Below are 12,950 nucleotides of genomic sequence, written 5' to 3'. Positions count from 1 at the left end.
TGGTGAACGCCGCGACCGTGTACGCGACGGGTCTGCGGAAATCGTTCGGCTCGTTCGAGGCGCTGCGCGGGGTGGAGCTCACCGTGCGACCGGGCACGGTGTTCGGGCTCATCGGCCCGAACGGTTCGGGCAAGAGCACCACGCTGAAGATCCTGCTCGACCTGCTGCGGCCCAGCGCGGGGGAGGTGCGAGTGCTCGGCGAGTCGCCCCTTCAGGGCGGGGCCCGGATGCGCACACGAATCGGCTACCTGCCCGGCGACCTTCGCCTGCGCGGGCACAGCACGGGTCGCCGCCTGCTGCGCTTCTACGCCGGGGTCTCGGGGCGCGTGGACGACCGCTACGTCGAGCAGCTCGCGGAACGTCTGGGTCTCGATCTCGACCGCAGGATCGGCTCTCTCTCGAAGGGCAACAAGCAGAAGCTCGGCCTCGTGCAGGCTTTCATGCACCGCCCCGAGCTGCTGGTGCTCGACGAGCCCACGAGCGGCCTCGACCCGCTCGTGCAGCGCGAGTTCCACCGGATGTTGGCGGAGGCGTGCGCCGCGGGGCAGACCGTGCTCCTGAGTTCTCACGTGCTGAGCGAGGTGCAGAACGCCGCGCACGAGGTCGCGGTCCTGAGCGAAGGTCGCGTGATCGCCGCGGGAGATGTCGATGCGCTGCGGCTCAGGTCGCTCCGACGGGTCAACGCCGGCATAGCCACGAGCGATCGGGCGTCGACCGAGGCCGCGATCCGCCGGGAGACCGCGCTCGCACAGCTGCGGATCGAGCCGGATCCGGTCGGTCTGCGGCTCACCGGCACAAGCCATGGGGAGATCGGCCCGCTCGTCGCGGCGCTGGCCCGCTTCGAGATCCGCGATCTCGCGCTCGAGGAGCCCGACCTCGAGGAGTCGGTGCTGCACCTCTACGGCGAGGGCGGACAGGATGGGCGCCATGCGTAACCTGCTGCCGCTCGTCACCCGCGCGCTCGGCGAGTCGTGGCGAGGACTGATCGCCTGGGCCGTCGGCGTTGTCGCGGTGCTCGTCCTCTATCTGCCCCTGTACCCGAGCATCGGGGGATCCCGTGAGCTGCAGGGCATCCTCGACAGCCTGCCCCCGGAGCTCATCGCGGCTCTCGGCTACGACCAGATCTCAACCGGTGCGGGCTACACGCAGAGCACCTTCTTCGGGCTGGTCGGTTTCGTGGTCCTGGTCGTCGCCGCGACCGCGTGGGGTTCGTCACTGATCGCCGGGGACTGGGAGTCGGGCCGGCTTGAGCTCGACCTGGCCCACGGGGTGGGTCGCGTGCGGGTGGTGCTCGAGGCGGCGCTCACCGTGCTGGTGAAGCTGGTGCTGCTTCTCGCCATCACGGTCGCGGTCATTCTGGTGCTGGACGAGCCGTTCGAGCTCGAGATCGAAACCGGCAACCTGCTCGCCGCCGCGGTCGGTACCACCGGGCTCGCGTACCTCAGCGCCGCAGTTGCGCTGCTGGTCGGCGCGGTCACCGGTCGCCGCTCCCTGGCCGCGACCGGTGGCGCGCTCATCGCCGCCATCGGCTACGTGATGCAGGCACTCGCGAAGCAGTCCGCGGACCTCGAGTGGCTCGGTGCGTGGTCGCCCTACCTGTGGGTCAATGACCCGGTGCCGCTGATCGACGGCTGGAACAGTATCGGTTTCGCGAAGGTGTGGGGCCTCGGGCTGTTGTTCGTTGCGGGCGCCGCGCTCGTTCTGAGGCGCCGCGACATCACGTAGGTCGGCGGAGGCGCCGCTGTCAGCGGAAGTCGGCCAGGCTCTGTCCCCAGAAGACGGGGGACCGCAGTCTGGTGAATCTCGAGAACTCTCGCGTCCACGGGCCGATGGAGGCGGATCCGCGGGGCATGTGGCACCTAGGTGCCCCATGGAGCGCGAGCAGTGCGGGGGCGACATCCGCGAAAAGTCGGGAATCGTGGGGAAGCAGCGGCCGCGAGACCGATCTCCGGAAACGAGAAAACCCCCGGCGTGGCCGAGGGTTTCATGGTGGGCGATACCAGACTCGAACTGATGACCTCTTCCGTGTGAAGGAAGCGCGCTACCAACTGCGCCAATCGCCCAATGCCTCCATCTTGCCACATCCGAGAGGGGCCTTCTGACACGTTTCGTCGCGCCGCGACACGGAGTGCGACTCGGTTTTGACATGGCAAAAACTTCGGCTACAGTCATTCATGTCAGCCGGAAACGGAAGACACCAGCGGGTCGCAAGACCTGCGAAATGCGGATGTGGCGCAGTGGTAGCGCATCACCTTGCCAAGGTGAGGGTCGCGAGTTCGAATCTCGTCATCCGCTCGAGTGGAGTCTCACGGTCCCCGGACCGCACACCTGGTGGCGTGGCCGAGAGGCGAGGCAGCGGCCTGCAAAGCCGTGCACACGGGTTCGAATCCCGTCGCCACCTCACTCACCGCACTGGTCAGCCTCATCGATCAGGACGGGCGATTGGCGCAGCGGTAGCGCGCTTCCCTGACACGGAAGAGGTCACTGGTTCGATCCCAGTATCGCCCACACACAGAACCCTCGCCTCGGCGGGGGTTTTCTCGTATCCGGATCCGCTGGGTCACGCCCGAAGCTCCGAGCCCCCTGAGAGGTCTACCGGGGCGCGTCGCCTTCTCGTACCGTGAGGCAACGAGAGGAGCGCCAGTGGACGCTATGCGGATGGCTGTGGTGTGGAACCCGTCGAAGTCGACGAGTCGCGAGGAGTTGGAAGACGCGCTCAATGCCTCGCTGCCCGATGGGGTGGCCCTTCCCATCGTGAGCTGGTGGGAGACGACCGTCGAGGACGCGGGTCAGGGCGTCACGCGAGAAGCTGTCGCCGTGGGCGCGGATGTCGTCGTGGCGGCCGGGGGCGATGGCACAGTTCGGGCGGTCAGTGAGGCGCTCGCGGAGCTCGATGACCCGCCCCCGTTCGGAATCGTGCCGCTCGGCACGGGCAACCTGCTGGCGCGCAATCTGGACGTGCCGCTCAACGACCCTCGGGCGGCGTTCGAGCGCGTGCTCGGGGGAGAGGGGCGGCTCATCGACGTCGCGTGGGCGGAGATCGGCGCGGGCGTCACATCGAGCAGGCACGCGTTCGTCGTGATGGCTGGCTTCGGCATCGACGCGCACATGATCACCGAGACGGACGATGAGCTGAAGGCGAAGGCCGGCTGGCTCGCCTATGTGGAGTCGCTCGGGCGTGCGGTGGACGCGAGTGCCTCGCTCGACCTCGAGGTCTCGATCGATGGAGAGCCGATGCGGCACGAACGTGCGCACACGGTGCTCATCGGAAGCTGCGGCGCCGTCCAGGGCGGAATCACGCTCCTGCCGGATGCCGACCCCTCGGATGGCGAACTCGACGTGGCGATGCTGCGCGCCGAGGGTGTGCTCGGCTGGCTGGACACGATGCGCTCGGTTGTGTGGGAGAACGGCGTCAAGCGGCAGCTGTTCGGGGTGACGGAGGCAGAGAGCACCGAGAGCGTGTGGCACACGCGCGCGACCGCCATCGAGATCCGGCTGAGCGAACCGCGGGTGTTCGAGATCGACGGGGATGAGCTCGGCGAGGTCGACCGCGTGAGCGTCACCATCCAGCCGGGGGCGGTGCGGGTGCTGTGACCCGCACCGGCCGCGGTCACTTCGCGGTGCGAACCTTGCGGTACGGGTGGTCGTCGATGCGCGTCGTGATGCTGGTGATGACGTCGGAGTAGGCCGAAGAGCGTCGGGCGACCCCGATCATCCGCTTCGTCGTGCGTGCCGCTGCTCGCAGGTTCATCGGGCGGCCCTCGATGCCGTAGAGCAGGCGCGCCCAGTCGGGGAGGATGGAGAGCACGCCGTCCTGGATGACGACGGAGGTGTACACCTTGATGGGGTTGCCGCGCAGGATCGGGGCGCGGAGTGTGCGGGTGACCTCGGCGGCCGGGAGTGAGAGCGACACCCAGTCCTTCTGCTCGTCGACGTAGGCGTCGAGTTCGGCACGCGAGGCGGGGAGGCGGGCGGCTTCGGAGCCCATGAGCTCGGCGGCGATGTGCTGCTCGACGATGAAGCGGTCCTGCTCCTCCTCGGTGAGGTCGAGGCCGAAGGCGTCGGCAGCCTGAAGGAGGCCGTAGATGAGCGAGTTGTGCGTCCAGTCGATCCACGCCGGTTCGGTGGCCCGGAGAACCTGTCCGGTGCGCGGGTCCTCCCACACGGCGCGATCGTGCATGCGTCGCACGGAGGTTGCGGCGGCATCGGCGTGGGCGCGGTCGCCGAAGGTGATCGTGTCGAGGTAGCGACCGGTGCGCTCGTCGCGCCCTGCGGGATCGCTGTGAGCGACGGTGGCGTTGATGAAGAGGCGCATCATGTGCGGGTTGAGAGCCTGGAGGAGCAGACCGGCCATGCCGCCGAGACGTGCCGACGGGTCGGCGAACACCTTCCAGGAGACGCTGTCGGGGCCGAAATGTCCGTCGTCTTCACGGGGGGCGTTGATCGGATGGGACTTCTCGGGCACAGTGGCTCCTTGCTTCGCAGACGTATAGGTGACGCATCAGCATACGGATATAATGGACGGTGTCCAAAAACCGAACCGCGTCGCCCGCATCCCCGGCATCAGGGTTCTGGCACGACCTCGGGGACGTGACCGCACATGCAGTCCGAGTCGTCCGCCGCGGCGCCTGGCCCCTCGCCGCGGTGCTTCTGGTGACGCAGCTCGCAGTCGCCGTGTGGGCTGCGCCCGGCATCCGCTGGCTCTTCGGAGAGGCCGTGCGCTCCGCCGGGGGAATCGGACTCGACGGCGGTGCCGGCAACGTCGGCCTTCCGCTCACGGCGGCCCTGCTCATCGCGACGTGCGCCGTCACCTTCGTGCTCGTCGCGACCCAGCTTCTCGTTCTGCTCGTCGCCGTCCGGCGGGTTCGCGCCGGGGAACGACTTCTCAGCCGTGACGCAGTGGGCGAACTCGTGCGCGTCATGCGCCGCACCGGCAGCCCCTCCGGGCTGCTGCTGGCCGCCTACCTGCTTCTGCTGCTTCCCCTCACTGGCCTCGGGTTCGTCTCGGTGCTCACCAAGGCGGTAGCCGTGCCGGGATACGTGACCGCCGAGATCACCTCGACGATTCCCGGAGTCATCGGCTACGGTGCCGCGCTCATCGTGCTCGGCGTCGTGAGCACCCGGCTGGCGCTGACGCTCCCGCTCTTCGTCGTCGAGGAGGTGTCGGCCGCCCGCGCCATGGCGCTCAGCTGGCGCCTCACTCGCGGCCGACCCGACGCCTTGCTCACGGTCGCGTGCCTCAGCGGACTGCTCCTCGGCGGTGTGGTCGCCATCCTTCTCGCGATCGTCGCGGTCGTGCCCACCGCGGTCGCCGACCTCATCGCACCTGAGGCATCCATCTGGGTGGCAGCCGCGGGTCTCGGCCTCGCAGAGGTCGCAGCCGTCGCCGTCGGAGGGTTCGCGGTGCTTCTGCTCGCATCCGGCCTCCTCGAGCTGCTGGCGCGCGGGCGGCCTCATCCGCGTGTCACGCCTACGGCGCCGGCCACTCCACCCATGGCGGTGTGGCGCACGCTGCTCACTCCCGCGATCATCATCGCCGCGATGATCGGCGGGGCGACCGCCGTCAACGTGCCCGCGATGCGGGTGCTCGCGTCGCAGCCCGACACGTTGATCGGCGTCGAAGCGGATGCGAGCGCGACAGCCGAGGACTCGATCGCCGCTGCCGCACCGGAAGGCGCCGACGTCACCGTCCGCATCGCGTCCGCGGATCAGCCCTCAGAGCACGCCGTTGCGCTGCTGCGTGAGGCGATCGAGTCGGGGGACGACCCTCGTCGCCTCATCGTGGCGAGCCCCGACGAGCGCGTCATCCGCGAGCTCTCTCGCGAGCATCCCGAGGCGATGACGGCGATCGTGCTCGCACACCCAGCCCTCAGCATCCCGCGCACCGCAGCCGACGCGGTCCTCATCACGCATGCGTCCGCGACGTCCGAGCTGGTCGCGTCGGCGCACGATGCGGGCCTCGGCGTCATCGTGGCCGAGACCCCCGTCGACGCGGTGCACGCGCTCGTGCGCGACGGCACGGATGTCATCCTCGCCGCCGACCCGGTCGCCGCGGCGCGCGAGCGCGACGCGATCGCCGAGGAGTCGGGACTCGCGGCCGCCCTCGTCGACATCGTGTTCCGGTTCGTCGTGATCTTCTGATCCGGCGGCGCCGCGGGAAGTGCTCCCCATCGCAGCGCGTGAGCGCGCGCGGCTAGGGTGAGTGCCATGTCAGGAACCGATGCCGTCATCCCTCCCGGTTGGTACCCCGATGCGGAGGTCCCGGGCGGACAGCGCTGGTGGGACGGCATGGGATGGACCGACTACCGCAAATCGCCCGCGGAGGTCGCGGCCTCGGCGCCGGCATATGTCGCACCCGTCGCGCCTGCTGCGTACATGGCGCCCGGCGTCTACGCGGGTGGCGCCTATGGCGTGCCCGTCGGGCCCACGCCCGTCATCGACCCCGTGACGGGCCAGGTCCCCCTGTGGGCGCCCCTGTACGGTGCCACCTTCGCGCAGGCATGGACGCGCTTCTGGCGCAAGTACTCCGACTTCACGGGCCGCGCGTCGCGTTCGGAGTACTGGTTCGCCTCTCTCGGCGTCATCATCGTCTGGTTCGGCGCGTACTTCCTGTTCGCCATCCTCGGCGGCGTGGGTATCGCCTTCCTCGGCGGCGACTCCTACGCAGCTCCCGGAGTGATCATCACGCTGCTGAGTCTTCTGTTCCTCGCTGCATACATCGCGATGATCATCCCCCTGATCGCCGTGACGATCAGGCGCCTCCACGACGCGGGCTACCCGGGCACCTACTTCCTGCTGGGCTTCATCCCCTTCGTGGGCTCCATCCTGCTCATCGTGTTCTGCGTCGCCGAGTCGCGGCCGTCCGGCGCCATCTACGACCGCCCGACGTCCTGATCCTCCGTCTCGCGGGGGAGGCCCACCGCCTCCGCACCCCATAGCCTGGGCGCATGTCGCAGCAGAATCCGCCCGTCGAGCCGCCCCGAGACGAGACCCCCGCGGGCGCCGAAGGGTCGGGATCGAGCGGGTCGACGCTCGCCGTCTTCCTCGTATTCGGGATCGCCATCGGTGCGGGGTTCGGCGCGGCGATCGACAACATCGCGGTCGGCGTCGGCGTCGGCATCGCGGTGGGACTCGCGCTGGGTGCGGCCTTCGGCAGGCGAGCTGCGACCGCGGATGAGCCCCCTGCGGACGAGAACGACCCTCCACGCCGGTAAACTCGGCAGAATGAGCGCCCAGACCGGCTTCGACCTGTTCCCCGACCGCTCCGTCGTCGCGATCCGCGTCAACGGCGAGCTGAAGGACAAGGCCACGACCGTCACCGAGACGGACGTCGTCGAGCCCGTCGAGGTGACGTCGCCTGACGGCCTGAACATCCTGCGTCACTCCACGGCGCACGTGCTCGCCCAGGCGGTGCAGCGCATCAATCCGGAGGCCAAGCTCGGCATCGGCCCGCCCGTCACCGACGGCTTCTACTACGACTTCGACGTCGAGACCCCGTTCACCCCGGAGGACCTCACGGCGATCGAGAAGGAGATGGACCGCATCATCCGCTCCGGCCAGCGCTTCCAGCGTCGAGTCGTGACCGACGATGAGGCGCGCGCGGAGCTCGCGAACGAGCCCTACAAGCTCGAGCTCATCGGCCTCAAGGGCGCGGCAGCCGATGGCAAGGACGGCGAGTCCGTCGAGGTCGGCGCGGGCGAGCTCACCATCTACGACAACATCGACCGCGAAGGCAACGTGGCGTGGAAGGACCTCTGCCGTGGTCCGCACGTGCCCAACACCGGCGCCCTCGGACACCACAAGCTGATGCGCAACGCCGCCGCGTACTGGCGCGGCAGCGAGAAGAACAAGCAGCTGCAGCGCATCTACGGCACGGCATGGCCCACCAAGGACGAGCTGCGCGCCTACACCCAGCGCCTCGAGGAGGCCGCCAAGCGCGACCACCGCAAGCTCGGCGTCGAGCTGGACCTCTTCAGCTTCCCCGACGAGATCGGCTCGGGGCTCGCCGTCTTCCACCCCAAGGGCGGGATCATCCGCTACGAGATGGAGGAGTACCTGCGCCGGCAGCTGCTCGCGCACGGCTACGAGCTCGTCAACTCGCCGCACATCACCAAGGGTCAGCTGTTCGAGACGAGCGGCCACCTGCAGTGGTACAAGGACGGCATGTTCCCGGCGATGCACCTCGATGAGGAGACCGACGCCGACGGCAACGTCACCAAGCAGGGCCAGGACTACTACCTGAAGCCCATGAACTGCCCGTTCCACAACCTGATCTTCCGCGCCCGCGGGCGCTCGTACCGCGAGCTGCCGCTTCGCCTCGCCGAGTTCGGCACCGTGTACCGCTACGAGAAGAGCGGCACGCTCTCGGGTCTCACCCGCGTGCGCGGCCTCACCCAGGACGACGCCCACGTGTACGTCACGCAGGAGCAGGTCAAGGATGAGCTCACCCGCCAGCTCGAGTTCGTGCTCGAGACGCTGCGCGGCTACGGACTCGACGACTTCTACCTCGAACTGTCGACGAAGGATCCGGAGAAGTTCGTCGGATCCGACGAGCAGTGGGAGGTCGCGACCGAGACCCTGCGCGAGGTCGCCGAGGCCTCAGGTCTCGAGCTCGTTCCCGACCCGGGCGGCGCGGCCTTCTACGGCCCGAAGATCTCGGTGCAGGCACGGGACGCGATCGGCCGCACCTGGCAGCTCTCGACCGTGCAGCTCGACTTCAACCAGCCCGAGCGCTTCGAGCTCGAGTACACCGGATCCGATGGGCAGAAGCACCAGCCCATCATGATCCACCGTGCCCTTCTCGGCTCGATCGAGCGGTTCTTCGCGATCCTGCTCGAGCACTACGCGGGTGCCTTCCCGGCGTGGCTCGCGCCCGTGCAGGTGGTGGGCGTTCCCGTCGCGAACGAGTTCGCTGACTACCTCGGCGGCATCATCGACCAGCTGAAGGCCGACGGCGTGCGCGCCGAGCTCGACGCGAGCGACGACCGCATGCAGAAGAAGATCCGCAACTGGACGACCCAGAAGGTGCCCTTCCAGCTGATCGCGGGTGCCCAGGACCGCGACGCGGGCACGGTGAGCTTCCGCTTCCGCGACGGCCGCCAGGACAACGGCATCCCCGTCGATGAGGCGATCCGCCGCATCCGCGAGGCGATCGACACGCACGCGCAGGTCTGACCATGGTCCGCGACTACGACGGCACGGAGTACCCGGATGCGGTGCCCGGTGCCGCGTATGCGGGCGTCCCGGACGGCTTCGCGCGGCTCTGGACCCCGCACCGTGTCGCGTACATCGAGCGGGGTGGGGGATCGGGCGACGTCGACTGCGTCTTCTGCGACGCTCCGACGCGCTCGGATGAGGACGCCCTCATCGTGCACCGCGGTGAGAAGGTCTTCGCGCTGCTGAACCTGTTCCCGTACAACAGCGGCCACCTGCTGGTGTGCCCCTACCGCCACATCGCCACCTACGACGAGGCGACGCCGGAGGAGGTGGCCGAGATGGGTGCCGTCACGCAGACAGCGATGCGCCTCATCCGGCAGACGGCCCACTGCGACGGCTTCAACATCGGCATGAACCAGGGCGCCGTGGCGGGAGCGGGGATCGCCGCGCACCTGCACCAGCACGTGGTGCCGAGATGGGCGGGGGATGCGAACTTCTTCCCGATCGTCGCGCAGACCAAGGCGCTGCCGTTCCTGCTCGGCGAGACGCGGAAGCAGCTCGCTGACGAGTGGCGCGCTGGAGCCTGATCCCGCGAGACGACGAAGCCCCCGCCGCTGGCGGGGGCTTCGTGCATCCGGAAGGCGCTCAGCGCAGCTGACGCACCTCGAACTGCATGCTCGGATGCGCGTAGGACTCCTGCGATTCGATGAGCTGCAGCTCGCGCTGGCCCGACTCGAGGGTGTTCTTCAGCAGGTCGAAGACGCTCGATGTGGTGCGCGCGAGGGCCTCCGCGGCGGAGCCGGTGCGACGGTAGTGCGCGGTGAAGAGCGCGGCGGTGACGTCGCCGGAGCCGTTGGCCTTGAACGGCAGGTACGGCGTCTGCACGATCCAGGCGCCGTTCTCATCCGCGGCGAGCATCTCGATGGTGCCGTCTTCGCGGTCGGGGCGCTCGACGCTCGTGACGAGGATGGTCGAGGGGCCCATGGCGCGCGCGGCGTCCACCGATGCGAGCGTCGATTCGATGTCGCCCGGCTCGGTGCCGGTGAGGAACCCGAGCTCGAACTGGTTGGGTGTGATGAGGTCGGCCGCCGGCACGACCTTCTGCCGCAGAAGCTCGGGAATCGCGGGCGCCACGAAGCATCCGGACTTCGCGTTGCCCATCACGGGATCGCACGCGTAGATGGCGCTCGGGTTGGCGGCCTTGACGCGCGCCACGGCATCGATGATGACGTCGCCGATGCCCTCGCCGCCCTGATAGCCCGAGAGGATCACATCGATGTCGGCGAACGCGCCGCGCTCCTCGATGCCCGTGATCACGTCGCGCACATCATCCGGGGCGATGAGCGGACCGCGCCAGGCGCCGTAGCCGGTGTGGTTCGAGAAGTTCACCGTGTAGACGGGGTAGACCTCGACGCCGATGCGCTGCAGGGGGAACACTGCGGCGGAATTGCCCACATGGCCGTACGCGACCGCTGACTGGATGGAGAGCACCTTCACCCGCACGATCTTGCCACCCGGAGGTGTTCCTGTTCGACATGCGCGCCAGTCCACGGCGAACCGAGTGGCGTGGAGAGTGCCACAGCACCCGCTGTGGCACTCGCGGGCGGTTCCGTGTGGTGCCTACTGTCTGGGCATGTCTGAAACCCCCACAACAGGATCCACTCGTGTGAAGCGCGGCCTCGCCGAGATGCTCAAGGGCGGCGTCATCATGGACGTCGTCACGGCTGAGCAGGCGCGCATCGCGGAAGACGCAGGCGCGGTCGCCGTCATGGCGCTCGAGCGCGTCCCCGCGGACATCCGCGCACAGGGCGGCGTCGCGCGCATGAGCGACCCCGACCTCATCGACCAGATCATCTCCACCGTCTCGATCCCCGTCATGGCGAAGGCCCGCATCGGGCACTTCGTCGAGGCGCAGGTGCTGCAGGCTCTCGGCGTCGACTACATCGACGAATCCGAGGTGCTTTCGCCCGCCGACTATGTGAACCACATCGACAAGTGGGGCTTCACGACGCCGTTCGTGTGCGGCGCCACCAACCTGGGCGAGGCTCTGCGTCGCATCACCGAGGGCGCCGCCATGATCCGCTCGAAGGGCGAAGCGGGTACGGGCGATGTCTCGGAGGCGACGAAGCACATCCGCACCATCCGCGGCGAGATCAACGCACTGCGTTCGAAGACCAAGGACGAGCTGTACGTCGCCGCGAAGGAGCTGCAGGCCCCCTACGAGCTCGTCGCGGAGATCGCGGAGACGGGCGAGCTGCCGGTCGTGCTGTTCACCGCCGGTGGCGTCGCGACGCCCGCCGATGCCGCACTCATGATGCAGCTCGGCGCGGACGGCGTGTTCGTCGGCTCCGGCATCTTCAAGTCGGGCGAGCCGGCCAAGCGCGCCGCCGCGATCGTCAAGGCCACGACGTTCTTCGACGACCCTCAGGTCGTCGCGGAGGCGTCCCGCGGACTCGGTGAGGCGATGGTCGGCATCAACGTCTCCGACCTCCCCGCGCCGCACCGCCTCGCCGAACGTGGCTGGTAAGCCAGGCGACGGTCTGCGCGTCGGCGTCCTCGCGCTTCAGGGGGACGTCCGTGAGCATCTCGCGGTCCTCGGCGAGCTCGGCGCGGATGCGGTGCCCGTGCGCCGCCCCGCTGAGCTCGCCGCGGTCGATGGCCTCGTGATCCCCGGGGGCGAGTCGAGCGTCATCGACAAGCTCAGCCGCATGTTCGGCATGACGGAGCCGATCCGCGCGCGCATCGCCGATGGCATGCCGGTGTACGGAACGTGCGCGGGACTCATCATGCTCGCGGATCGTGTTCTCGACGCGATCGGCGGGCAGGAGAGCTTCGGAGGCCTCGACGTCTCCGTGCGCCGCAACGCGTTCGGCAACCAGAACGACTCGTTCGAGACGGATCTGCGCATCCCCGAGCTGGGGGAGCAGCCGGTGCACGCGGTGTTCATCCGTGCGCCTGTCGTGGAGGCGGTGGGGCCCGCAGCCACCGTGCTCGCCTCCCTCGACGATGGGCGCATCGTCGCCGTCGAGCAGGGGGCGCTGCTCGGCACGTCGTTCCATCCGGAGGTGTCGGGGGAGCGGCGCTTCCACGAGCGCTTCCTGGCGAAGGTCCGCGCGCGAGGCTGATCCTCCGCGCGCGGCGCCTCGCACTTCCCGGCGCGAGCGGCCACGATGTGTGCATGAGCTTCTACTCGGACTTCGCCCCCCGACGCGTTCGGCAGGTCGCCGCGGATGCGGTGGCCGTGGTGCTGCTGGTGCTGTCGATCGCCGCGGGTGCGGTCGTGCACTCGCTCATCAACGCGCTCGCGTCGGTGGGCGACGGGCTGCACCAGGCGGGCACCGGGTTCGAGCTGACGATGATCGACCTGGGCGACCGTCTGGGGGCGGTGCCGCTCATCGGCGACGGGATCCGCGGACCCTTCGATGCGGCGAGCGGCGCGGGAGGCACCCTCGCCGAGGCGGGAACGAACGTGCGGTCGTTCATCGAGCTGACCGCCGTGCTCGCGGGGGTCGGCGTCGCGATGCTGCCGATCGCGGTTCTGCTGCTCGTGTGGCTGTGGGTGCGGCTGCGGTTCGCGCGCCGCAATGCCGAGGCGCGCGCCATCCTGCGCCTCGCCGATGGGCAGGAGCTTCTCGCCCTGCGCGCCCTGCAGTCATCGACGGCCGCCGAGCTCTCGGCGGTGTCGCCTCACGCGGCGCGCGATTGGCGAGATGGCGATGCGGCGACCGTGCGCGGACTCGCCGCACTCGCGGCGCGTGATGCGGGCGTGCGGGTCATCTGACAGGTTCGTGCGG

The 12,950-nt window shown here is 69.1% G+C and carries 13 protein-coding genes and 4 tRNA genes; 14 read left to right on the top strand and 3 right to left on the bottom strand.

Annotated elements, in window-relative coordinates; translation table 11 throughout:
* Positions 1-2 precede the first annotated feature (2 nt).
* Both HCR12_RS07345 and HCR12_RS07340 read left to right on the top strand, forming a co-directional pair.
* Positions 3-935, top strand: a complete 933-nt coding sequence (locus HCR12_RS07345; protein WP_224763313.1) for an ABC transporter ATP-binding protein — start codon at positions 3-5, stop codon at positions 933-935.
* Positions 928-1,725, top strand: coding sequence for an ABC transporter permease subunit (locus HCR12_RS07340; protein WP_166864624.1), 798 nt, complete (start codon positions 928-930; stop codon positions 1,723-1,725). Before HCR12_RS07345 ends, HCR12_RS07340 begins: the two co-directional genes overlap by 8 nt.
* A gap of 262 nt (positions 1,726-1,987) precedes the next feature.
* Here the strand turns inward: HCR12_RS07340 and HCR12_RS07335 are convergent.
* A tRNA-Val gene (locus tag HCR12_RS07335) sits at positions 1,988-2,063 on the bottom strand.
* A 160-nt stretch (positions 2,064-2,223) separates the two neighbouring features.
* On the opposite strand from HCR12_RS07335, the gene HCR12_RS07330 reads away from it, so the two are divergent.
* From HCR12_RS07330 to HCR12_RS07315, 4 genes are all read left to right on the top strand, one after another.
* Positions 2,224-2,295, top strand: a tRNA-Gly gene (locus tag HCR12_RS07330).
* 35 nt (positions 2,296-2,330) lie between these two features.
* A tRNA-Cys gene (locus HCR12_RS07325) sits at positions 2,331-2,401 on the top strand.
* Between the two features lie 35 nt (positions 2,402-2,436).
* Positions 2,437-2,508: transfer RNA gene (locus HCR12_RS07320), tRNA-Val, on the top strand.
* 150 nt (positions 2,509-2,658) lie between these two features.
* Positions 2,659-3,594, top strand: coding sequence for a diacylglycerol/lipid kinase family protein (locus HCR12_RS07315; protein ID WP_370589300.1), 936 nt, complete (start codon positions 2,659-2,661; stop codon positions 3,592-3,594).
* A 16-nt stretch (positions 3,595-3,610) separates the two neighbouring features.
* Here HCR12_RS07315 and HCR12_RS07310 read toward each other — a convergent pair whose 3' ends face one another.
* A complete protein-coding gene (locus HCR12_RS07310; RefSeq protein WP_224763311.1) occupies positions 3,611-4,465 on the bottom strand; it encodes an oxygenase MpaB family protein in 855 nt (284 codons plus the stop codon).
* A gap of 125 nt (positions 4,466-4,590) precedes the next feature.
* Between HCR12_RS07310 and HCR12_RS07305 the strand changes: the two genes are divergently transcribed.
* The 5 genes from HCR12_RS07305 (at position 4,591) to HCR12_RS07285 (ending at position 9,743) form a co-directional block, all read left to right on the top strand.
* Positions 4,591-6,141, top strand: a complete 1,551-nt coding sequence (locus HCR12_RS07305; protein WP_166864620.1) for a glycerophosphoryl diester phosphodiesterase membrane domain-containing protein — start codon at positions 4,591-4,593, stop codon at positions 6,139-6,141.
* A 66-nt stretch (positions 6,142-6,207) separates the two neighbouring features.
* Positions 6,208-6,894, top strand: a complete 687-nt coding sequence (locus HCR12_RS07300; protein WP_191412386.1) for a DUF805 domain-containing protein — start codon at positions 6,208-6,210, stop codon at positions 6,892-6,894.
* A 53-nt stretch (positions 6,895-6,947) separates the two neighbouring features.
* Complete coding sequence (locus HCR12_RS07295; protein WP_166863933.1) at positions 6,948-7,214, top strand: glycine zipper domain-containing protein; 267 nt, start codon at positions 6,948-6,950, stop codon at positions 7,212-7,214.
* Positions 7,215-7,224: 10 nt separating this feature from the next.
* Positions 7,225-9,174, top strand: coding sequence for a threonine--tRNA ligase (thrS, locus tag HCR12_RS07290; protein ID WP_224763309.1), 1,950 nt, complete (start codon positions 7,225-7,227; stop codon positions 9,172-9,174).
* 2 nt (positions 9,175-9,176) lie between these two features.
* Positions 9,177-9,743, top strand: coding sequence for an HIT family protein (locus tag HCR12_RS07285; protein ID WP_166864614.1), 567 nt, complete (start codon positions 9,177-9,179; stop codon positions 9,741-9,743).
* A gap of 58 nt (positions 9,744-9,801) precedes the next feature.
* On the opposite strand, the gene pdxY is transcribed toward HCR12_RS07285, so the two are convergent.
* A complete protein-coding gene (gene pdxY / locus HCR12_RS07280) occupies positions 9,802-10,653 on the bottom strand; it encodes a pyridoxal kinase PdxY (RefSeq protein WP_166864610.1) in 852 nt (283 codons plus the stop codon).
* A gap of 136 nt (positions 10,654-10,789) precedes the next feature.
* On the opposite strand from pdxY, the gene pdxS reads away from it, so the two are divergent.
* From pdxS to HCR12_RS07265, 3 genes are read left to right on the top strand one after another with little or no spacing between them, the layout of a single operon-like run.
* On the top strand, positions 10,790-11,683 hold the full coding sequence (gene pdxS, locus HCR12_RS07275) for a pyridoxal 5'-phosphate synthase lyase subunit PdxS (RefSeq protein ID WP_166864607.1): 894 nt from the start codon (positions 10,790-10,792) through the stop codon (positions 11,681-11,683).
* On the top strand, positions 11,673-12,281 hold the full coding sequence (gene pdxT, locus HCR12_RS07270) for a pyridoxal 5'-phosphate synthase glutaminase subunit PdxT (RefSeq protein ID WP_166864603.1): 609 nt from the start codon (positions 11,673-11,675) through the stop codon (positions 12,279-12,281). The genes pdxS and pdxT overlap by 11 nt, the downstream gene beginning before the upstream one ends.
* A gap of 53 nt (positions 12,282-12,334) precedes the next feature.
* Positions 12,335-12,937 (top strand): hypothetical protein, encoded by a 603-nt coding sequence (locus tag HCR12_RS07265; RefSeq protein WP_166864600.1) that lies wholly within the window; start codon positions 12,335-12,337, stop codon positions 12,935-12,937.
* Positions 12,938-12,950 lie beyond the last annotated feature (13 nt).

Source organism: Salinibacterium sp. ZJ70 (genome assembly GCF_011751865.2).
GTDB lineage: Bacteria > Actinomycetota > Actinomycetes > Actinomycetales > Microbacteriaceae > Homoserinibacter.
This window is presented reverse-complemented; position numbering and strand designations above follow the sequence as displayed.